Raw genomic sequence first — 21,069 nt, 5'->3', positions numbered from 1 at the left:
AAGGCCTGCGCTTTTCGGGAGGGTCAAACCTCCCGACGAGCGCAGGCCTTTTTTCATTTCAGGTCTTGATGAGGCTGGACGGCTTCGCCGCTCTGGCGAGGCATGCGGCGCGGGAGTGCGCAGCCTGGCGCTGCGGCCGAGCGGCCATGCCCTGCGCGCTCAGCCCTTGCCCCAGTTCCACGCCAGCAGCAGCGCGAAGATTGCCATGGCGACGACGTAGAGCGCGGCGACGAGTGCATAGCCGCCGATCTGCCGGCCCGTCGTGGCCGTCGGCTTGAGCCACCAGTCGAACGCCTTGAAGGCGGCGGGCACCACCCACCAGCCCAGCAACTGGGTGCTGACGAGATTGCCGATGAACAGCGACAGCCAGAACGGCACGCCGTGGGCATCGATCAGCGGGCGGCTGACGAAGAACCCCCAGAGATAGACGATGGGGTAGAGCACCAGCAGGACGAGCAGGTTGCACTTGAAGATGAACGCCGGGCCCGGCGCCGGGGCCTGTCCGGCGGGAAACCAGAAATTGAAGCCGTAGCTCGTCCGCTTCACGCTCATGCCGGCGTTGAAGCGCTCGCCTTCCGCCAGCAGTGCCTGCCGCTCCGGCGAGTCCAGCCACGCCGACAGGTGGGCGTCGCTGTCGAACGACAGGATGATGATCCAGTCGTCGTGCAGGCCCGGGATCGGCGGCTCGATCTTGTGGCGCAGGAAGCCCTTGAACTCGGCCTCGGCCGCCTGGATGCGCTGTTGCCAGGCGAGGAAGGTATCGTCCGCGCCCGGCGGCACCTTGAAGGAGATCACGGCGGAAACCGCGGTCTCCTGGCGCTGGCCCGCGTCGGGCAGGAGATGAATGTCTTCCGGTCCGACGAAATGGTGGCGAATCTGCGCGAGGAGTTCTTCGCGCAGGTCGCTCTGCAGCCAGCCGCGTGCCGCGGCCGCGGATGCGAAGCGCAGGATCAGCACCCAGTCGACATGGGCGGGTGGCTGTGGCGGCACCACCTCCTGGCCGAGAAAGCCCGGCCAGGATTTCAGCCGCTCGGCGACCGCGCCGCTCCAGCGGGCGAACGCAGCGAAGCCTTCGTCGGCGATGCGGCGCTGGATGACGAGCGCGACCGGCCCGTCGATGCTGTCGCGGCTCGCGGCCATCGGCGTCGTCCGCTCAGGCCTTCTTGTACAGGCGCTTGCCCATCACCCAGGTCTCGTCGACGGCACGGTCGTCGCCGACCATCATGACGCCGAACAGCTGGCTTGCGGCTTCGTCCATGGTCTGCGGGCCGCGGCCATCGGCGATCAGCGACTGGTGCCAGGGCTGCGCGATCGGGCCGCCATTGACGTCGAGCGCGACGAAGTCGGCTTCCTTGCCGACCGCGAAGTTACCGAGCTTGTCGTCGATATACAGCGCCTCGGCGCCGCCGAGCGTCACCGACCAGAAGCCGCGATAGGGCGACAGCTTGTTGCGCTCGGCCTCGGCGACATCCTTGCGCACGGGATCGATCGAGCCGTCGAGCATGGTGTTGTTGCACATGCCGACCTTGTAGGCGTCGTCGAGCACATGGATCATCGAGAAGCGGTTGCCGCCGCCCATGTCGGTGCCGAACGCGATCTTGACGCGGTGCTCCGGATCGGTGGCGCGGCCGAGGCGGAACAGGCCGCTGCCGAGGAACAGGTTGGAGCAGGGGCAGAACACCACCGCGGCGCCGGCCTTCGACATGCGGCGGAATTCGCTGTCGGAGAGGTAGACGCCGTGGCCGCCGGAGAATTTCGGGCCGACGAGGCCGAACTTCTCGTAGACGCCGAGATAGTCCTGGCAGTCGGGATGCTCCTGCACCACGCCGCGGCACTCGGCCGGATTCTCGGAGATGTGGGTGTTGACCCAGCAGTCCGGATGCTCGTGCTTGAGACGGCGGCAGGCCTCCAGCAGCGCCGGCGAGGCGCCGAACGCAAAGCGCGGCGTGATGGCGTAGAGGTTGCGGCCCTTGTTGTGGTACTGCGCGATCAGCCGCTTGCTGTCGTTATAGAAGTTCTCCGGCGTATCGATGAATTCCGCCGGGGCATTGCGGTCGATGCCGGTGAGGCCGGAGATCACGCGCATGTTGCGGCGGGCGGCCTCGTCGAACAGCTCTTCGGTCGCGACCGGCGCGGAGCTGGTGAAGGCCTGGCAGGTGGTGGTGCCGCTGGCGAGCAGGGCGTCGAGGAAGCGCCTGACGCCCTCGCGGGCGTAGTCGCGGTCACGGTACTTCAGCTCTTCCGGGTAGACCCACATCTGCAGCCACGGCAGCAACTGCTCGCCATAGGCGCCGAGGATGCGGGTCTGCGGCAGGTGGATATGGCCGTCGATGAACCCGGGAACGATGATGCGGTCCTGGATGTGGGTGACCGCGAGGCCGGGATGCCGCGGCGCGACCTCGGCGTGCGGGCCGAAATCCTTGATGATGCCGTCGGCGACGACCAGCAGGCCGTCCTGGTGGAAGCGGGCCGCGGCCTGCTCGTTGCCGACATGCTTCCACGGATCGTCGACGAAATCGAAGAACGTGCCCCGGATACCGATCGTGCTCATGGTTCTTGATCCACCCTTGTGTCTGTGCCGTGGTTGCGTCGGAGGTCGGTGAAACGACACGCCAAGGGCGGTCGCTGCGGGTGCGGATATTGGCTCGGGAGGTCATTCAGATTTGGTTAAATGGCAAAAGCGGATTTTGCCTTTTGCGCTGATTGAGAAGTGATTCCGGCCGCGTCGGGCGTCGGTGATTGACAACGCCGTCGCGGCAGGGTGGAAACGGCATGCTGGTCCTGCTTTGGGGCCGGATGTGTCCCATCAGGATTTCCATACGACCATGCCGCACTCGACCGATCGCCGCCGGGCCACGATGCCACGGACTCCCCTTCGCTCGCTCCTCGCCCTCACGGCGGCCGCGGCGTGTCTGTCGTCGGCGGCCGGGGCGGCGCAGCTCCCGGGCGGCGCCGGGTCGCTGGTCGAGAGCTATCAGGACTGGAGCCTTGCCTGTCAGGCGCAGAACAATAATGTCAGCTGCGTGATCCGCCAGGTTCAGACCAACAGCCAGAGCAACCAGACCGTGCTGGCGCTCGAGCTGCACAGCGCCCAGGGCGGCAAACTTGAGGGCGCCCTGCTGCTGCCGTTCGGCCTCGCGCTCGCCCAGGGCGCGACTCTCAAGCTCGACGAGGCCGCGATGGGGGCGGCTCTGCCGTTCTCGACCTGCATGCCGGCCGGCTGCCTTGTCCCGGTCAGCTTCGACGCGGCCACGGTCGGCAAGCTGAAGACCGGCACGGCGATCAACGTCGCGGCGGCGGCCTTCGGCAATGCGCAGCCGGCGGCGTTCAAGATCTCGCTGAAGGGCTTCGGCAGCGCCGTCAGCCGTCTTCTCGACCTGCTCAAGTAACGCGCAGGCTGACCGCGGTCGATCGCGGTGGCGATCGGCTCGCGCCGGGGTCAGGGCAGGCCCTGGCGCGTTCATCTCCTCTTAAGCTTCGGTACAAGCCCGTTCCATGGCGCGCTGTCTCCCTACTTCTCGTTAGGGACTCGCCATCATGGTACGTCCATGGGACAGACCGCTTCGACGACGACGCCGCGGCCGGGCATCCGGCGTGAGCTCATCGAAATGCTCTTCACGTCGCTGCCGCAGGTGGCCGCGACCGTCGGAACGTCGATCATCGGCGCCGTCAGCCTCGCCGTGATCAGCGGCGATATCCGCTATGTCGTTGTTTCCTGCGCCATCGCGCTGACCGGGGCCGTGCGGCTTTACAGCCTCTGGGCCTATCAGCGTCGCCTCGGGCAGGGGCCGCTGTCGGATGCGGAAGTGCTGCGGTGGGAGCACATCTACGGCATCGGAGCCGCGGTCTTCGCCGTTGCGCAGGGCATGCTGTCGGCGTGCGCGCTGTGGCTCGGCGATGCGCCGGGCGCCTGGATCGCCTTCGGGCTCTCGATCTCGTTTTGTGTTGGCATGGTGTCGCGGGCCGCAGTGCGGCCATGGATCGTGCTGCTCGCGTCGGCGCTGCTGCTGACGCCGACGATCGTGGTGGGCTTGTCCCGGCCGGAGATGCCCTACAAGCTCGGCGCCTGCATGCTGATCCTGTTCTGGATCACCCTGCGCGAGGCTTCGCGGCATCTCAGCACGGCCTTCATCGAGCGTCTGGAGGCCAAGCAGGCGCTGGCGCGCCAGGCCCATCAGGATTTTCTCACCGGCCTGCCCAATCGCGCGGCGTTCTGCGCGGCGCTCGATGCGGCGCGTGGCCGGATTGCGATCATTGCGGTCGATCTCGACGGCTTCAAGCCGGTCAATGACCGCCTCGGCCATCAGGCCGGTGACGTGCTGCTGCGCCAGGTCGCCGAGCGCCTCGACACCTGCATCGGGCCGGACAGCCTTGCTGCGCGCTTCGGCGGTGACGAGTTCATGCTGCTGAGCCGGATCGACGACGGGGCCGCAGGCGAGGCCGCCGCGCTGGCACTCACGAAGCGCGTCGTCGCGGCGCTATCCCTGCCCTTTTTCGTGCTCAACGAGCCGGTGCGGATCGGCGCCAGTGCGGGGATCCTGATCACGGCGGCGCCGGCAGAGCTGCCGGCCGGTTCAACCGCGCGCCTGTTCGATCAGGTCGATCAGGCGCTCTATGCGGCCAAGCGCGCCGGTGGCGGGCAGTGGCGCTGGTTTACCGAGGCCGTTGCGACGCCGGCGTCGACGGACGTTGTGGCCACCCGCGCGGCGGCGGGCGCCGCGCGGAGCTGACAACAGCTTGCGGCGTCAGCCGCGTGCCCACAGCTGTTCGACCAGGCGGCCGGCGCGCTGCTCGATCGCCGCCGCGGCGTCGAGGCAGAGATCCTCGCGGTAGCGCGAGCCGACGATCTGCACGCCGACCGGCACGCCGTCGTGCAGGCCGACCGGCACCACGGCCGCGGGCAGGCCGAGCACGTTCATCGACGAGATGAAGCGCAGGTCGTTCCAGAACAGCTCCCTGACCCGCGCGTCGCCGGCGAGGTCGGCGTTGACCGGCGGCGTCGGTTGCACCGTGGTCGGCGCCAGGACCAGCGGATGGTCCTCGAGGAACGCCAGCCAGTTGCGGATATGGCGCGAGCGATCGGCGATCGCCTTCATGTAGCCGGCCTTGTCGAGCTGGGTGGCGAGCGCGACGAAGCCGTTCAACGTCCTCTGGAAGTCGGGGCTGCTGACTGCCAGCATCTGGTCTTTCTGCAGCGTCCAGACCTCGCTCATGATGAGGTCGGCCCACAGCTGCCACACACCGTCGAGGTCGGGGACCTCGACCTCGTTGACGGCGTAGCCGGCGTTCGACAGATGATCGGCCGCCTTGCGCTGCACGGCGATGATGGCAGGATCGGCGTCGATGTCCGCCGGCAGCTTCGCCAGCGCAACCTTGATCGGGCCTTTCGGCTTCGGCCCCTCGAGCGGGGCGGGTACCCACCAGGGATCGCGCGGGTCGCGCTGCGCCATCACCTCCAGGCCAAGCCGGACGTCGGCGACGGAGCGGGCGAGCGGCCCCTGGGACGACATGAACTGGGCCATCAGCGGTCGCTCGGCGGTCGCGCTGGGATTGTACGCGGGGATGCGGCCCTGCGTCGGCTTGATGGTGGCGACGCCGTTGCAGTGCGCCGGCCAGCGCAGCGAACCGCCGATATCGTTGCCATGGGCGATCGTGCCGATGCCGGCCGCGACCGCGGCGCCGGCGCCGCCGGACGAGCCGCCGCAGGTCACCTCCGCGTTCCAGGGATTGCGCGTCGCGCCGTGCAGCGGATTGTCGGTAAAGGCGCGCAACGAGAATTCCGGCGTGTTGGTCATGCCGATGACGATGGCGCCGGCCTTCCTCAGGTTCGACACCACCGGGGAATCGCCGGGCGCAATATTGTCCTTGAGGGCGACCACGCCGTTGGAATTGGCCTGGCCCTCGACGTCGATATTGATCTTGATGGTCACGGGCACGCCGTGCAGCGGGCCGACGTCCTCGCCGTGCTTCCTGGCGCCGGCCAACGCCGCATCGGCAGCCTTCGCGGCACTGCGCGCCGCCGCGCCGAGATCGACCACCACGGCATTGAGCGCCGGGTTGGCGGCGTGCATGCGCGCCAGATGTGCATCGACGACCTGCTCGGCGCTGACCTTGCCGGCCCTGATGGCTGCGGCCGTGTCGACGGCAGACCACTGCCAGATCGGTGTTGTTGTCACGTCGTTTCCCCACTGTCTATTCAATGGCGAAATCGTAGTGCAAGCACCGGAGATGTCGAGCCGCCGCCGCAACCGTCATCTGCGGCGCGAACATTCCATTAGTCGGACGATGCGACGACGGATCGATGACGATCGCGGTTCAGCTCTCCGGCGTCGCAGGCGTGCCGGTGCGTTCCATGCCATGGAGATGCTGCTTCAGCAGCGTCGCCGCGCGTTCGGGGTTCTTCTCGCGAATCGCCTCGACGATGCGGCGATGGTCGGTGTTGGAGCGCGGTCGCCACGATGCCGAGCGCGCGGCGGCGAGCACGATGCGCGAGTTGGCGAGACGCAGTTGCTCCAGCGTCGCGAGCAGCCGCGGCATCCGGCAGGGTTCGACCAGCGCCTTGTGAAAGTCGCGGTTGGCTGCCTCCCATGCGACGATCGTCGCCGCCTGCTCGCCGGCGAGCGCGGCTTGCTCGATGGTCGCGACATGGATGGCGTTGAAGCGCGGCGCGGCATGTCGAAACGCCAGCAGTTCGAGCACAGCACGCATTTCCACCACTTCGCGGATGGCACCGGCATCGAGCGGCGCGACCCGCATGCCGCGGCGCGGTTCGCTGACCGCGAGGCCTGAGGCGCGCAGCATCTGAAAGGCTTCCCGCGCCGGCACATGGCTGGCGCCGAAGGCGTGCGCGACATGATCCTGCCGCAGCGGTGCACCGGGCGGCAGTTCGCCGGTGATGATCTGCTCGGTCAGGGCAGCGGCGATGCGGGTCGCGACCGGATCGAATTTCTCGCTCATTGATAGATTATCTATGAAGATTTCAAGTGAAGCGGGCTCGCATCCTGATTAGCCTCATCCTTATGAGCAATATTATAGATAATTTCAATAATTATCTATGATTTGGTTGAAAGGATAGGCAATGTCAGAAGAAACGATCGTCCCGGGGCATCCCGCCCGCCCGCCGCTGGCCAACGCGGCGCGGCTGATGGCGCTGCTCGCGGGTGGCAGCCTGGTGATGGTGGCCACGGCCAAGACCACGGTGCCGTTCTGGCCGGTGCCGATGACCATGCAGGTGTTCGGCGCGTTGCTGCTCGCCGCGCTCGCCGGCGGACGGCTCGCCGCCGGGATGATCCTGGTTTATCTCGCCGAAGGGGCGCTGGGCCTGCCGGTGTTTGCGAGTGCTGCCAATGGCGGCGCCGGCCTTGCCGCGCTGTTCGGGCCGACCGGCGGCTATCTTGCCGGCTTCGTCATTGCAGCGCTGGTCGCTGGCGAATGGATGCGGCGGATCGGTGCGCGCGGCGGTGCGGCCGCATTGCTGCCCATGGTCGCAGGTCTTGGCCTGATCTATCTGTGCGGCGGATTGTGGCTGGCGTCGTTCGTCGGCTGGCACCAGGTGCTCGCTGTCGGCGTGATGCCGTTTCTGCCGGGCGACCTGCTCAAGGTGCTGCTCGCCGCAGTGACCGCAGCCGGCGTGCTGCGCTGGAAGGAGGCGGCGTGATGGAACGTCTCGCCACCCGCAACGGACCGGCCGAGATGGTGCGGTCCGACTGGACGCGGGCCGAGGCGGAAGCGCTCTACGCGCTGCCGCTGCCCGAACTGATCCATCGTTCGCAGGACGTTCACCGCCTCTTCTTCGATCCGGCAGAAATCGAGACGGCGAGCCTGCTCAGCATCAAGACCGGTGGTTGCCCGGAGGATTGCGGCTACTGCTCGCAGAGCGCGCATTTCGATACCGGCGTCAAGGCATCGAAGCTGATGCGCACGGACGACGTCATTGCGCAGGCCCGCGCGGCGAAAGCCGCCGGCGCCGGCCGATTCTGCATGGGCGCCGCATGGCGCAGCCCCAAGGATCGCGACCTCGATCGCGTCTGTGAGATGGTGGCGGGCGTCAAGGCGCTGGGCATGCAGGCCTGTGTCACACTCGGCATGCTGACGCGCGACCAGGCCGAACGCCTCGCGGAGGCCGGCCTCGACTACTACAGCCACAACATCGATACTTCGCCGGAATACTATGGCGAGATCATCACCACGCGCACGATGCAGGATCGCTTCGACACCATCGCCCATGTCCGTTCCGCGGGCATCCATGTCTGCTGCGGCGGCATTGTCGGCATGGGCGAGGCGGTCACCGACCGCCTCGGCCTGCTGTTGACCCTTGCCAGCTTCGATCCGCATCCCGAGAGCGTGCCGATCAACATGTGGAACGAGGTGGTCGGCGTGCCGGTGGCGCGGACGGCGGACAAGCCCGACCCGATCGCGTTCGCCCGCCTCATCGCGGTGGCGCGCATCCTGATGCCGCGCAGCATTGTGCGGCTGTCGGCGGGGCGCGCCGGCATGAGTGACGAGTTGCAGGCGCTGTGCTTCACCGCCGGCGCCAACTCGATCTTCGTCGGCAACGTGCTGCTGACGACGCGCAACGCCACGCAAGACCACGATGCCGGGCTGCTCGACAGGCTGGGCATGCGCACCACGGTGCCGGGCGCCGCCGAGGCGTTGCGCCAGGTCACCGTCGCCGCCGTTGCCGCGGGCTGAGCCAGGCGGTCCAGGCGGCGCCCGCCGGCGTCGTCTGGACAACCGCCCGGGCGACCCGATAAGAATCGCCGGGACGGTGCGTGCGGTCCGGCGCGTGCTGTTGCGATGTCCGTCCATTTCATTTCGTGCATTGTTGCCGCTCCGCTTTCAGGAGCTTTTCCCGTCAGAGCCTTCCTCGTTCCCTGCCGCGCTGGCACGAATCCGTGGGCCGTCATGACGCTGGTGTCCGACTTTTTCCGCCGCGCCGCGCAGCATCCCGCGCGCACTGCGCTGATCGATTCCGATGGCGCGGGCGTCAGCTATGGCGAGCTTGCGCGGATGGTGGCGGCCCAGTCCGGTCATTTCCGCCGTGCGGGGATCGGTGCCGGCGATCGCGTGCTGGTGACACTGAAGGTCGCGGTGCCGCTCTACGCCAGTCTCTATGCGCTCTGGAGCATCGGCGCGGTGGTGGTGTTTCCCGAACCGGCGATGGGATTCACCGGTCTGCGCCATGCCGCGCGCATTCATATCGACGCCTGGCTCGCCCCGCCGCTGTGGCGCGTCATCGGTCTGCTGGCGCCGGAGCTGCGGCGCATTCGCCGCGGCTTGTCGCCGCCGCCAGGCGTGGCGAACGATATCGCCGCGGATGATCGTGCGACGGGTGAGGTTGAAACGGGTGACATTGTAACGGGTGACATTGCGACGGTCGCCGCCGCCGCGGCGGCCGTGCCGCCGGAGGCGCCGGCGCTGATCTTCTTCACCAGCGGCTCGACCGGACGGCCGAAGGCCATCGTCTATACCCACGGCTTCATCCTCGCGCAGGTCGCGGGGCTGACGCCGCTGTTCAGGCCGCAGGCGGGCGAGGTCGATCTTTGCGCGTTCCCGCTGTTCGTGCTGGCCTGCCTCAATCTCGGCTCGACCAACGTGCTGCCGAACTGGGATCTGCGCAAGCCGCGGCAGGCACCGCTCGATGCCATTCTCGCCCATGCGCGCCGGCATGGCGTGACGCGGATGCTGCTGCAGCCGGCGCTGTGCGAGCGTCTCGTCAACAGTGATATCCCGCCCGGCGTGCGCGCGGTGCTGACCGGCGGCGGACCGGTCTATCCGGATTTGCTGCGCCGTCTCGCCGCGCACGTTGCCGAGGTCTATTCGGTGTACGGCTCGACAGAGGCCGAACCGATCGCGCATGTCACCGCCGGTGAGATCGCGCCGGCCGACTGGGCGGCGATGGCGGCAGGGCAGGGGATTCTCACCGGGCCGCCGGCGCCGCAGGTGCGCGTGCGCATCGTCGACGACGAGATCCTGGTCACCGGCCCCAATGTCAACAAGGGCTATCTCGATCCGGCGCAGGACGCCGCGACCAAGGTGACCGACGACGCCGGCGAGATCTGGCACCGCACCGGCGATGCCGGGCGGCTCGATGCGCAGGGGCGGCTGTGGTTGCTGGGTCGGCTCGAAGGCCGGGTCGGTGGGCTGTTTCCGTTCGGGGTCGAGGCGGTGGCGCGGCAGTGGCCGCATGTCGAGAGCGCCGCGCTGTATCGTGACGAGACCGGGCAGCCGCTGCTCGTGCTGACCGGGCCGGCATCGTCGCTCGATGACTGGCGGCAGCGCGCCCGGGCGATCGGCATCGGCACGGTGGTGCACCTCGAAGCCATGCCGCTCGACCGCCGCCATGCCTCCAAGATCGAGTACGTCCAGCTGCGTGCGGTGCTGGCGAGGCTCGCCAGGCGGAGGTGAGGCGCCTGGATGGCGCCGTCGAGGTTCGTCGCGCAACTGATGTGGCGAAGACCACATGACCAGCGGCTCGCCGGTGTTGCGGGATCAGGCGCAGCGACCACTCGCCGACGCCATCAGGCAACTGACGAGCACTGTCGGGCAGGAGCGGTCATGTCCGCCATGCTATGGCTCGTCAGCATTCGCCCGCAGCCAGGACGCCCCCTGATGAAGATCACTGCCGCCGTCACCCGTGCTCCCGCCGCGCCGATGTCGCTGGAGTTGGTCGATCTCCAGCCGCCCCGTGACGGCGAGATCCTGGTGAAGCTGGTCGCGACCGGCATCTGCCACACCGATATCGCGATGCGCGACCAGGCCTATCCGGTGCCGCAGCCGATTGTGCTCGGCCATGAAGGGGCGGGCATCGTCATGGCGACCGGAGCTGCGGTGACCAAGGTGCGGCCGGGCGACCATGTGGTGATGACATTCAATTCCTGCGGCCACTGCCCGAGTTGCAGGGAACATCTGCCGGGCTACTGCCACGATTTCTTCGGCCACAATTTCGGCGGCAGCCGGCCGGACGGCACCAGCCCGCTGTCGCGGCCGGGCGAGCATCTGCATGGCAATTTCTTCGGCCAGTCGTCGTTCGCGTCCCACGCGCTCTGTCACGAGCGCAACGTCGTCAGGGTGCGTGACGACGTGCCGCTGGAGCTGCTCGGCCCGCTGGCGTGCGGCATCCAGACCGGCGCGGGGGCGATCATCAATGCGCTGAGGGTCGGCGTCGGACAGACGCTCGCGGTGTTCGGGGCGGGCTCGGTCGGATTGAGCGCGGTAATGGCGGCGCGGCTGTCGGGCGTCGGCACGATCATCGCGGTCGACGTCATCGAGACACGGCTGGCGCTGGCGAAGGAGCTCGGGGCCACCGACGTCATCCAGGCCAGGACCACGCAGGGGGCCACGGATGTGGTCGCCGCGATCCGCGCCATCACCGGGTACGGCGTCGACTTTTCGCTGGAGACGACCGGTCTGCTGCCGGTGGTGCGCCAGGCGATCGACGCGCTCGCGCCGCGCGGCACGTGCGGCATCCTCGGCGCCTCGCCGGCGGGCTCGGAGCTTGCGATCAACCTTCCCGACATCATGACGGCGGGGCGCCGGATCCAGGGCATTGTCGAGGGAGACAGCAATCCGGACGTATTCATTCCGCGGCTGATCGAGCTTTACCGCCAGGGCCGCTTTCCGTTCGACCGCCTGATCCGCTTCTATTCCTTCGCCGATATCAATCAGGCGATCCACGATTCCGAGCATGGCGTGGCGGTCAAGCCGGTGGTGCGCTTTCCGGCGTGACCGCGTGACGGTGCATGATGATCAATGCGTGATCTGCTTCAGCAGCAGCGCCTGCCGCGCGGTGTCCGGCTTCAGCCGCACGAAACTCGCCAGCGCCTGTTCGAGTTCAGTGTTACCGCCGCCGCCACGCAGCTGCAGCAGTGCCTTTGCCGTCGGCCAGCCGAGGCCGACGGCCTTGACGATAGTCAGAAGGGCCTCGTGGCGAGGCTGCATGAAGGCGTCCTCGACCACCTTGACGTCGAGCTCCGCGAGCACGGCGATGCCGGCGATGACATAATCGAGCTTGCCATCGGAAATGAACTGCAGCAGCTCGCGCTCGCCGAGTGCGTCGGAGCCGCGCATCGCGCGGGTGCGACCGAGCGCGGTGGCATAGTTGTGGGGCGCGACGGGCGCCTGCCGGGCGGCGGCTTCGGCGACGCGCGACACCAGGATCTGCGCCGCGTCGGGCGGGCGGCCGGCCTCCAGTGCCTCGTGCAGGGTGCTCGGCGTCACGGTCAGCAGCCGCAGGAAGTGATGGCGCGGCAGGTCGGCCCGCGCACCGATCTTGATGGCCAGCGGGTCACTGCCGCCGGCGCGCAGCACCAGCGCGCCGAAGCCGGTGTTGGAAAAGCGCGCGCCGGTGTTCTCGACGATCGCCAGCAGTACGGCGGCCTCGCCGCGGTCGACCAGGCGGTCGGTGACGCTCTCGGACACCTGCGGGCGCTGGCAGATCGCCAGCAGGTGGCGCTGGCTGCGCGTCTCCACGCAGGTGACGAGCAGGTTGTCGTCGAGGTGACGGCAATGCGCCAGCAGCGGCGTCGCGACATCGCTGAGATCGTCGAGCGCCAGGCGCCGCAACAGCCGCAGCGGTGGCGTTGCGACGTTGCACAGCCGTTGCGCCAACTGGGTACGGGCCGGCGCGGCGACACCATCGCTGAGACGGCCGAGCACGTCGTCGAACAGCTCGATCTGCTCCCGCGAATAGCCGGCACCAGCGAGGAACAGGTCGGTGACCTGCTGCAGGATGTGGACGCCGCGCCCGGCTGACGCGCCGCTGAGCGCACTGTCGAGCTGTTCGATCAGGAGGGATTGCTGGTTCATGATGGTTCACGAAGAAGGCTGGTGGCGCACATCGTCAGCTCATGCGGTTTGTCGAAGCGGCGCCGCCGCGAAAAGCGAGAAGAACGTGTCGGTAACCGGCTGAGGGCGGCCGAACAGATAGCCCTGGCCCTGGGCGCAGCCGGCGGCCTGCAGCATGCGCAGTTGCTCCTCGTTTTCGATGCCCTCGGCGGTGGTTTTCATGTCGAGGCTGCGGGCAAGGCCGGTGACGGCACAGACGATCGCGGCCGAGTCCGGACGTTCGGTGATCTCGGCGACGAACGAGCGGTCGATCTTGATCTTGTCGAAGCTGAACATGCGCAGGTGGCTGAGCGAGGAATAGCCGGTGCCGAAATCGTCGAGCGCCACCGAAATGCCGAGACTGCGCAACTGGTGGAGCTCGGTCAGGATGTCCTCGTCCTGCTGCAGCAGCACGGTTTCGGTCACCTCGATCTCGAGCCGCTCGGGAGCAAGACGGGCCTTCAGCAGGGCTCGTGTCACGGTGTCCATCAGCGTGCGGCGCTTGATGTGGGTCGGCGAGATGTTGACGGCGACGGTGACATGCTCCGGCCAGCGGCTGGCGTCGAGGCAGGCCTGGCGGATGACGAATTCGCCGAGCGGCACGATCAGGCCGGTTTCCTCGGCAAGCGGAATGAATTGATCCGGCGACATCATGCCGCGGACCGGATGCTTCCAGCGCACCAGCGCTTCCATGCCGCACACGCTCTGGTCCCGCATCGACACGATCGGCTGGTAGTGCAACAGCAGCTCGCCGTTGGCGATGGCGGCGCGCAACTCCTGACCGAGGCGCAGGCGATCGTCGGCGCGGCGGTCGAGGCCGTCCTCGTAGATGCGGTAGCCGTTGCGGCCCTGTCCCTTGACGCGGTAGAGCGCGAGATCGGCACGGTGCATCAACTGCTCGATGGTGTCGTGCCGGTCGGAGGCGACGGCGACGCCGATGCTGGCGCCGATGATCGCCTGGTGATCGCCAATCTGGTAGGGCTCGCACAGCGTGTCGACGAGGCGCGCGGCGAGCGCGATCGCGCCCTCGCGCTGGTCGGGCTCGCCGGCCTGGATGATGGCGAACTCGTCGCCGCCGAGCCGGGCGACGATGTCGCGCCCGCGCACGTTCTGGCGCATGCGGTCGGCGACGAGCTGCAGCAGCTTGTCGCCGGCGGAATGTCCGAAGGTATCGTTGACGGCCTTGAAGCGGTCGAGATCGATCAGCAGCAGGCTGATCAGGGCGTTCTGGCCGACCGCGTCCTGCAGCGCGCGCTCGCCCTGGCGGGTGAATTCGGCGCGGTTGGCAAGGCCGGTCAGGACGTCGTGATAGGCGAGGTGGCTGATGCGTTCGCTGGCGCGTTCCCGCTCGGTGATGTCCTCGTGGGTCGCGACCCATCCGTCGTCCGGGGTCAGCAGTCGGCGGACCGAGATCACGCGGCCATCGGTCAGCCGGGTGATCTCGTTGGCGGCATTCGGCATCGATTCCACCAGCGCGTCGATCTCCTCCTCGTCGGTCAGGTGGAGGCGGTGCTGTCGCAGCAGGTCTGCGACATGCGTGCCCGGCTGGCCCTGCTGATCGGTCAAGCCATACATCTCACGGAAGCGGCGATTGGCGATGATCAGCCGCTTTTGGGCGTCGAACAGGCAGAGGCCTTGCGACATGTTGGAGAGCGCCGCATCGAGGCGCATGTTGGTGCGCGACAGCTCTTCGGCCTTTTCCACCAGCAGCAGTTCGGCCCTTTGCTTGGCGGTGATGTCCTCGTGGGTGGCGACCCAGCCGCCGCCGGGAATCGGCGTGTTGACGATCGAGATCGTGCGTCCACCGCGGATATGGGTGATGCTTGGCGAGATGATGTTGGCGCGGACCTTGTCCTGCAGCACCTGGAGATAGGGCTCCACCTCGATGTCGAGATCGCCGGCTTCGCGGCGGTGCTCGAGGATCTGGCGAATGTGCACGCCATGCCTGACCACCTCGGGCGACATGCCGTAGATTTCGAGGTAGCGGTTGTTCCATACCATCAGACGGCCGTCGCCATCGAACATCGACAGGCCCTGGCCGATATGGGCGAGGGTGATCTGCAACATCTCCGACTGCGTGCGGGCGCGCTGCTCGCTGTCGCGCAGGCGCTGCTGCGCGGCGTGGCGTTCCGTGACGTCGATGTAGTTCAGCACGTAGCCGCCGCCGCGGGTCGGCGTGCCATGGGCCTCGATCATGCGGCCATCGGGCCAGAGGCGGGTCGACAGGTGCGCTTCGCCGCTGCGGATTCGCGCGGCATCCTGCTTGAGCAGGGCGCGGCCTTCGCATGCGGCCGGCATTGTGTCGATGGCGTGGTCGATGTCGTCGAGTGTCGGCAGTCCGGCAGCGAACAGGCTCTCGGGCAAGCGGAGCAGCGTGCGGAAGCCGTCGTTGCAGGCGACCAGCGCGCCGTCGCGCTCGAAGAACGACACATCGCCCGGGAAGTTGTCGATCGCGGCCTGCAGGCGGGTCGCCTCGCGCTTGAGGTCGGTGACGTCGATGCGAAAGCCGACCGTGTAGCCGCTTGGCGTCCGGCGCTCGCGGATCTGCAGCCAGCGCTCTCCCGGCAGTTGTTGCAGGACGTCGCGCGGCATATGGCGGCGCAGCCTGATGCGCTCGTCGATCCAGGCCTCGCGCTCCGCGAGGGTCTCACCGGCCTCGGGATACTGGCCGCGGGCGACGCCGTAACGCACGATGTCGATGAAGGATGCGCCCGGCTGGATCGCAGGCGCCGACTCCGCATAGATCTGCCGGTAGGCATCATTGCACAGCAGCAGGCGGTCGTCCCAGTCGTACAGCGCAAAGCCATCCGGAATCGCGCCGACGGCTTCGTGCAGGGTCTCCTGGGCGAGCTTGTGGGCGGTGATGTCGCTGCAGGAGGTGATCATGCGCCGCGGCGCCGAAGCCGCGTCGTCGCGGATCGGCACGGCGTTCACCGAGATCCAGGTGATGGCGCCGCTTTCGCCCCGCAGCCCCATCACCACGGCGTGCTGAGCCTCGCCGGTTCGCCAGGCGATGACGGTGGGATACTCCGTGGCGGGGAATTCGGTGCCGTCTGCCCGCAGTGCGCGAATGGCCGTGGCGCCGTCGCAGCCGAGCAGCGCGCCGTCGCGCGCGCCGAGCACGCGCGCGGACGCGGCGTTGCGCGCGATGATGCGGCGATTGCCGTCCTGGATGATGACCGCCTCGCTCAGCGCGTCGAGCGTTTCCAGCAACGGATCGTCGTTCCGACCGTTGTCGAGGTCCAGGTGGGACTCGACGCACGCGGGTTGCAGGGAAGCGGCTGTGATGTTGCCGTCGGAGGTGTCGGAAGTCGGTGCGGCCTGATCCACGGTTCTTGCTGTCGGGTCGCCCAGTAGCCTGAAATATCGCGGCGGCCGGCATGCCCCGTAAAACCGGCCACCTCGATCAAAACCATGCCGCGGAGTGCGCGACGACAGCAGCTTCCACGTTGAATCTTAAGATTTTTTGAAGGTGCGATGATGCCGGCTGTGCGCGATGAAATGTCGCTGGGGTTGCAGGCCGGGTGGGGCGCAATCGACGATCGTCGCACGTGCCGGCCGCGTCCGGGGCGCAGCCCCCGTTGGCCGCGGCAAAGCATCGCGGCGGCCGGTCTTCGTGTCAGGAGAAGCAGAGCCGCGGCGCTCGCGAGCGCCGCGGCGACGGGGGCTCAGCCCATGGTCGGCATGACGAACTCGGCGCCGGCGCGGATTCCGGTCGGCCAGCGGCTCGTGATGGTCTTGAGGCGGGTGTAGAAGCGCACGCCTTCGGGGCCGTGCATGTGATGGTCGCCGAAGATCGACGCCTTCCAGCCGCCGAACGAGTGGAAGGCCATCGGCACCGGGATCGGCACGTTGATGCCGACCATGCCGACCTTGATGGCATGGGCGAACTCGCGCGCGGCGTCGCCGTCGCGGGTGAAGATCGCGGTGCCGTTGCCGAACTCGTGGGCGTTGATCATCTGCGCCGCGGTGGCGTAGTCGGGCGCGCGGGCGACGCTGAGCACCGGTCCGAAGATCTCTTCCCTGTAGATCTTCATGTCGGTGGTGACATGGTCGAAAAGGGTGCCGCCGATGAAGTAGCCGTCCTCGTAGCCCTGCATGCGGAAGCCGCGGCCGTCGACCACGAGCTTGGCGCCTTCGGCGACGCCCGCGTCGATGTAGCTGCGCACCTTGTCGAGATGCTGGCGCGTCACCAGCGGTCCCATCTCGGCCTCGGGATCGGTGCCAGGTCCGACGCGGAGCGCGTTGATCTTCGGCACCAGCCGTTCGATCAGCGCCTCGGCGGTCTTCTCGCCGACGGGCACCGCCACCGAGATCGCCATGCAGCGCTCGCCGGCCGAGCCGTAGGCCGCGCCCATCAGGGCATCGACCGCCTGGTCGAGGTCGGCGTCCGGCATCACGATCATGTGGTTCTTGGCGCCGCCGAGCGCCTGGCAGCGCTTGCCGGTGTGCGCCGCGGTCTCGTAGATGTAGCGCGCGATCGGCGTCGAGCCGACGAAGCTGATGGCCGCGATGTCAGGATGATGCAGCAGCGCGTCGACGGTCTCCTTGTCGCCGTGGACGACGTTGAACACGCCCTTCGGCAGGCCGGCCTCGGCGAGCCAGTCGGCGATAAGCAGCGCCGCTGAGGGATCGCGCTCCGACGGCTTGAGGATGAACGGGTTGCCGCAGGCCAGCGCCACCGGGAACATCCACATCGGCACCATCGCCGGGAAGTTGAACGGGGTGATGCCGGCGACCACGCCGAGCGGCTGACGCAGCGAATGGCTGTCGACGCGGGTGCCGACATTCTCGGTGACCTCGCCCTTGAGCAGTTGCGGCGCGCCGGTCGCGAACTCCACCACCTCCATGCCGCGCTGGATCTCGCCCTTGGCGTCGGAGAACACCTTGCCGTGCTCGGCGGTGATGACGTGGGCGAGTTCGTCGATGCGGTCCTCGAGGATGCGCAGGAAGCGGTTGAGGATGCGGGCGCGGCGCAGCGGCGGCGTCGCAGCCCAGTCGGGCGCGGCGCGGTTGGCGGCGGCGACGGCGCGGTCGACTTCGGCGGCGGTCGCCACCGGCAGGACGCCGGTCTGCTGGCCGGTCGCGGGATTGTAGACGGCGGAGGTGCGGGCGTCGGCGCGGCCGTCGACACGGGCGCCGTCGATGTAATGGGGAATGCGTGAAGCCATGAACTGATCCTCGAGCTGATATTCGGCCGTCCGTGGGGGCCGATGCGCGCAGTGGACGGGCCGCGGCATAGGACGATGATCGATAACGCACATCAATACGAAGCATTGCGGTTTCGATGTGCAGAAATTAAAGTCGGACCATGGATTGGGATCACGTCCGTATCTTTCTGGAGGTGGCGCGCAGCGGCCAGATTCTCGGCGCCGCGCGCCGGCTCGGGCTGAACCACGCCACCGTGGCGCGACAGATCACCGCACTCGAAACCCGTCTCAAGACCAAGCTGATCGAGCGCCACACCACCGGCAGCGTGCTGACCGGGGCCGGGGAGGCGCTGGTCGCCGCTGCGGAACGGGCGGAATCCGAATTCCTCAAGGTCGGCTCGTCGCTCAACGGCACGTCGGAGGCGGTGTCCGGCACCGTGCGCGTCGGCGCGCCGGACGGCCTCGGCAACTACTTTCTCGCCGACCAGCTCGGCGCGCTGGCCGCGCGCCATCCGGAGCTGCTGATCCAGCTCGTGCCGTTGCCGCGCACCTTCAGCCTGTCGCGGCGCGAGGCCGACATCGCGATCACCCTCGACCGGCCCAAGCAGGGCCGCCTGATCGTCAAGAAGCTCACCGACTACACGCTCAGCGTCTATGCCGCGAAGAGCTACCTGCAGCGCCACAAGGCGGTGCGGACGCAGGCCGATCTCGCCGGCCATCTGTTCATCACCTCTGTGGACGATTTCGTCTACAGCCGCGCGCTCGACTATGGCGCCGCGCTCGGCAAGGTCATGGCGCGTCACTATGAGTGCGGCAGCGTGGTCGCGCAGATGGAGGCGGTGCGGGCCGGGCACGGCGTCGGCATCCTGCACGACTATGCCGCGCGCCGTTATCCCGAGCTCAAGCGTCTGCTGCCCGAGACGCGCTTCGTGCGCACGTATTGGCTGATGTCCCACCCCGACACCCATGACGCGCGCCGCGTCGCCGTCGTACACGACCATCTCGTCGCCAGTGTGCGGGCAGCGCGCCGCGCCTTCGTCGGCACGGAGGCGGCGGGATGAGCGAAGCGCCGCAGGGCGCGGCGGTCGCCGCCGATCCCGTCTTCACGGTCGGGCACTCCAACCGGACATGGCCGGAGTTCATCGCCGTGCTCGCCGCGGCCGGTGTGCGTCAGCTCGTCGATATTCGCCGCTATCCGATGTCGCGCCGGCATCCGCATTTCTGTCGGCCGCCGATGGAGCGGGCGCTGGCGGAGGCCGGCATCGTCTATCGCCACGCACCGGACCTCGGCGGCTTTCGTGGCGATGGCGCGGCGTCCGCCGCGATGAGTAGCAACACCGCGTGGCCGGTGGGCTTTCTTCGCAACTATGCCGACTACGCGCAGACGCCGGCCTATCAGCAGGCGGTGGCGCGCTTGCGTGCGGCGTTGCGGCCGGGCACGGTGCTGATGTGCGCCGAGAAGCACTGGCGCGAGTGCCATCGCCAGATCCTCACCGACTATCTCATCATCGCGGGACATCGCGTGGTGCATGTCGTCGATGTGCAGACGCGCGAGGATGGGGCGTTGAGCCCGCATGCGCGGATGGTCGGATCGCACCTCGTCTATGCGGAGCAGCGCCAGCAGCTCGATCTGGGATTTTAAGCCGCGCGCGGGAACCCGCGGCCCATTTCGTTACGCAAATCCTGCGAAGCGCGAACATTTTTCAGAAAAGTCTGCGTACGGAAATACCCTTGGCTTTGGATTTGCCAGCTAGGGTCCCGACCACGGCGCCAGGGCGCGGCCCGCGTGGTCGACTGCACTGCCGCAACACGCCTGAATGTCTTGCATTGATACGGAGCTAAGAGTTGCGCACATCGTTACCGGGAGCGCCGGCCGTGCCGGTCGTCTGCGTCGTGGATTCCAAGCGGCATCTACGCACCTTTCTGTGTGAGGAGATCGGCGGACTCGGCTTCGTCACGCGGCCATGCGCGGATGCCACCGAACTGGCCGGCCTGCTCGATGGCGGCGCCGACGTCGTGGTGTCGCGCGTCTCCGGCGAGGCGTCGGACGCGATCGACGTCCTGACGCTGCTGCATACGCGTCGCTTCAAGGGCGACATCCTGCTCGTCGGCGCCGACGACACCATGGAGCGCGTGCAGAACTGCGGCCGGCAGTTTTCGCTCGCCATGCTGGCGCCGCTCGGCACGCCATACCGCGCGGTCGAGCTGCACGAGAGGCTGTACAAGTTCCTCCAGTCGCGGCCGACGCGCCGGCCGCGTGGCGCCGCGGCCAATCCCGTGCAAGTCGCCGATGCGCTGCGCCAGCAGCGTTTCGATATCTATTACCAGAGCAAGGTCGACACCCGCCGGCTCGCGATCTGCGGCACGGAAGTGGCGCTGGCGCTGCGGCCGACGACCGAGCCGACCGGCGGACGGCTGTTCCGCCCGACGCAGGACGATCAGGCCGATCTCGCCGAGCTGTCGGCATTCGCGCTCAGCCGCAGCGTGCAGGACGTCAGCGCCTGCGTCGACGATCTCGGCCGCGCCGAACTCACGCTCAACGTGCCGGTGTTCGGCCAGCCGGACCGGCGCCTCGTCGAGCTCGCCGATGCGCTGATGGCCGATCATTCGGCCATGCCGCGATTGCTGTTCCAGATCCGCGCGCGCGATCTGCTCGCCCATGCGTCGGAGTTCGCGAGCGTGCTCGGCACCATCCGCCGCAGCACCATCGGCGTCTCGCTCGACGACGTCGATGTCGGCCAGCTGCCGCGCGGCGTGTTCGAGGACATCCCGATCGTCGAACTCAAGGTGAATCGTTCGTCGCTGCCCGAGCACGATGGCGACCGTCGCAAGCATGGCCGCTGCAGCCGCATCCTCGAACTGGCCCGGCGCCACAACCTGCGCACCGTGGCCACCGGCGTCGATGCGTCGGCGGGGTTCTCCCAGGCCCGCGACGCCGGCTTCGACATGGTGCAGGGGCCGCTGTTCGGCGTTCCCGTCCCGCGCGACAAGCTCGCGCGTGTGCTGTTGCCCCGCCAGTCCGGCGCGGCCTGAGCCGCGGCCACGCGCCGCCGGAACTGCGATCTGCGCAATCCGGCGGCATGTCCTGCGCAGA

At 68.0% G+C, this 21,069-nt stretch carries 16 protein-coding genes; 9 read left to right on the top strand and 7 right to left on the bottom strand.

The features are described from left to right. Positions 1-159: 159 nt before the first annotated feature. The gene (locus JQ639_RS15290; protein ID WP_211966904.1) at positions 160-1,140 is read right to left on the bottom strand and encodes an antibiotic biosynthesis monooxygenase; all 981 of its coding nucleotides are present in this window, start codon (positions 1,138-1,140) and stop codon (positions 160-162) included. Positions 1,141-1,153: 13 nt separating this feature from the next. After that, complete coding sequence (guaD, locus tag JQ639_RS15285; protein ID WP_211966905.1) at positions 1,154-2,551, bottom strand: guanine deaminase; 1,398 nt, start codon at positions 2,549-2,551, stop codon at positions 1,154-1,156. A gap of 307 nt (positions 2,552-2,858) precedes the next feature. On the opposite strand from guaD, the gene JQ639_RS15280 reads away from it, so the two are divergent. Both JQ639_RS15280 and JQ639_RS15275 read left to right on the top strand, forming a co-directional pair. Further along, a complete protein-coding gene (locus tag JQ639_RS15280; protein WP_211967246.1) occupies positions 2,859-3,389 on the top strand; it encodes an invasion associated locus B family protein in 531 nt (176 codons plus the stop codon). A gap of 159 nt (positions 3,390-3,548) precedes the next feature. Next, positions 3,549-4,730: a GGDEF domain-containing protein gene (locus JQ639_RS15275; protein ID WP_211966906.1), complete on the top strand. Its 1,182-nt coding sequence runs from the start codon at positions 3,549-3,551 to the stop codon at positions 4,728-4,730. 15 nt (positions 4,731-4,745) lie between these two features. On the opposite strand, the gene JQ639_RS15270 is transcribed toward JQ639_RS15275, so the two are convergent. Then, positions 4,746-6,176 (bottom strand): amidase family protein, encoded by a 1,431-nt coding sequence (locus JQ639_RS15270; RefSeq protein WP_349644706.1) that lies wholly within the window; start codon positions 6,174-6,176, stop codon positions 4,746-4,748. Positions 6,177-6,315: 139 nt separating this feature from the next. Further along, the gene (locus JQ639_RS15265; protein ID WP_211966908.1) at positions 6,316-6,957 is read right to left on the bottom strand and encodes a GntR family transcriptional regulator; all 642 of its coding nucleotides are present in this window, start codon (positions 6,955-6,957) and stop codon (positions 6,316-6,318) included. Between the two features lie 121 nt (positions 6,958-7,078). Here JQ639_RS15265 and JQ639_RS15260 point away from each other — a divergent pair, with 121 nt between their 5' ends. The 4 genes from JQ639_RS15260 (at position 7,079) to JQ639_RS15245 (ending at position 11,727) form a co-directional block, all read left to right on the top strand. Continuing rightward, positions 7,079-7,657, top strand: a complete 579-nt coding sequence (locus tag JQ639_RS15260; RefSeq protein ID WP_211966909.1) for a biotin transporter BioY — start codon at positions 7,079-7,081, stop codon at positions 7,655-7,657. After that, positions 7,657-8,691: a biotin synthase BioB gene (gene bioB / locus JQ639_RS15255; RefSeq protein ID WP_211966910.1), complete on the top strand. Its 1,035-nt coding sequence runs from the start codon at positions 7,657-7,659 to the stop codon at positions 8,689-8,691. Before JQ639_RS15260 ends, bioB begins: the two co-directional genes overlap by 1 nt. Positions 8,692-8,904: 213 nt before the next feature. Next, a complete protein-coding gene (locus JQ639_RS15250) occupies positions 8,905-10,407 on the top strand; it encodes an AMP-binding protein (protein WP_211966911.1) in 1,503 nt (500 codons plus the stop codon). A 204-nt stretch (positions 10,408-10,611) separates the two neighbouring features. Beyond that, the gene (locus JQ639_RS15245; protein WP_211966912.1) at positions 10,612-11,727 is read left to right on the top strand and encodes an NAD(P)-dependent alcohol dehydrogenase; all 1,116 of its coding nucleotides are present in this window, start codon (positions 10,612-10,614) and stop codon (positions 11,725-11,727) included. A 21-nt stretch (positions 11,728-11,748) separates the two neighbouring features. On the opposite strand, the gene JQ639_RS15240 is transcribed toward JQ639_RS15245, so the two are convergent. From JQ639_RS15240 to JQ639_RS15230, 3 genes are all read right to left on the bottom strand, one after another. Further along, entirely contained in the window at positions 11,749-12,807 is a 1,059-nt protein-coding gene (locus JQ639_RS15240) for a DUF2336 domain-containing protein (protein WP_211966913.1), read from the bottom strand. 39 nt (positions 12,808-12,846) lie between these two features. After that, the gene (locus JQ639_RS15235; protein ID WP_211966914.1) at positions 12,847-16,038 is read right to left on the bottom strand and encodes a PAS-domain containing protein; all 3,192 of its coding nucleotides are present in this window, start codon (positions 16,036-16,038) and stop codon (positions 12,847-12,849) included. 455 nt (positions 16,039-16,493) lie between these two features. Further along, positions 16,494-17,996: a CoA-acylating methylmalonate-semialdehyde dehydrogenase gene (locus tag JQ639_RS15230; protein WP_211966915.1), complete on the bottom strand. Its 1,503-nt coding sequence runs from the start codon at positions 17,994-17,996 to the stop codon at positions 16,494-16,496. A 140-nt stretch (positions 17,997-18,136) separates the two neighbouring features. Here JQ639_RS15230 and JQ639_RS15225 point away from each other — a divergent pair, with 140 nt between their 5' ends. From JQ639_RS15225 to JQ639_RS15215, 3 genes are all read left to right on the top strand, one after another. Next, positions 18,137-19,036, top strand: coding sequence for a LysR family transcriptional regulator (locus JQ639_RS15225; protein WP_211966916.1), 900 nt, complete (start codon positions 18,137-18,139; stop codon positions 19,034-19,036). Next, entirely contained in the window at positions 19,033-19,617 is a 585-nt protein-coding gene (locus tag JQ639_RS15220) for a DUF488 domain-containing protein (RefSeq protein WP_211966917.1), read from the top strand. Before JQ639_RS15225 ends, JQ639_RS15220 begins: the two co-directional genes overlap by 4 nt. Before the next feature lie 233 nt (positions 19,618-19,850). After that, positions 19,851-21,008: an EAL domain-containing protein gene (locus JQ639_RS15215; protein ID WP_211966918.1), complete on the top strand. Its 1,158-nt coding sequence runs from the start codon at positions 19,851-19,853 to the stop codon at positions 21,006-21,008. The last annotated feature ends 61 nt before the right edge of the window (positions 21,009-21,069 follow it).

The organism is Bradyrhizobium sp. U87765 SZCCT0048 (genome assembly GCF_018131225.1).
Taxonomy (GTDB): domain Bacteria; phylum Pseudomonadota; class Alphaproteobacteria; order Rhizobiales; family Xanthobacteraceae; genus Bradyrhizobium_A.
This window is presented reverse-complemented; position numbering and strand designations above follow the sequence as displayed.

Excerpts from the sequence above, each read along its gene's own strand:
- JQ639_RS15290 (WP_211966904.1), bottom strand. The coding sequence starts at position 1,140 with ATGGCCGCGAGCCGCGACAGCATCGACGGGCCGGTCGCGCTCGTCATC.
- guaD (WP_211966905.1), bottom strand. The coding sequence starts at position 2,551 with ATGAGCACGATCGGTATCCGGGGCACGTTCTTCGATTTCGTCGACGAT.
- JQ639_RS15280 (WP_211967246.1), top strand. The coding sequence starts at position 2,859 with ATGCCACGGACTCCCCTTCGCTCGCTCCTCGCCCTCACGGCGGCCGCG.
- JQ639_RS15275 (WP_211966906.1), top strand. The coding sequence starts at position 3,549 with ATGGGACAGACCGCTTCGACGACGACGCCGCGGCCGGGCATCCGGCGT.
- JQ639_RS15265 (WP_211966908.1), bottom strand. The coding sequence starts at position 6,957 with ATGAGCGAGAAATTCGATCCGGTCGCGACCCGCATCGCCGCTGCCCTG.
- JQ639_RS15260 (WP_211966909.1), top strand. The coding sequence starts at position 7,079 with ATGTCAGAAGAAACGATCGTCCCGGGGCATCCCGCCCGCCCGCCGCTG.
- bioB (WP_211966910.1), top strand. The coding sequence starts at position 7,657 with ATGGAACGTCTCGCCACCCGCAACGGACCGGCCGAGATGGTGCGGTCC.
- JQ639_RS15250 (WP_211966911.1), top strand. The coding sequence starts at position 8,905 with ATGACGCTGGTGTCCGACTTTTTCCGCCGCGCCGCGCAGCATCCCGCG.
- JQ639_RS15245 (WP_211966912.1), top strand. The coding sequence starts at position 10,612 with ATGAAGATCACTGCCGCCGTCACCCGTGCTCCCGCCGCGCCGATGTCG.
- JQ639_RS15240 (WP_211966913.1), bottom strand. The coding sequence starts at position 12,807 with ATGAACCAGCAATCCCTCCTGATCGAACAGCTCGACAGTGCGCTCAGC.
- JQ639_RS15230 (WP_211966915.1), bottom strand. The coding sequence starts at position 17,996 with ATGGCTTCACGCATTCCCCATTACATCGACGGCGCCCGTGTCGACGGC.
- JQ639_RS15225 (WP_211966916.1), top strand. The coding sequence starts at position 18,137 with ATGGATTGGGATCACGTCCGTATCTTTCTGGAGGTGGCGCGCAGCGGC.
- JQ639_RS15220 (WP_211966917.1), top strand. The coding sequence starts at position 19,033 with ATGAGCGAAGCGCCGCAGGGCGCGGCGGTCGCCGCCGATCCCGTCTTC.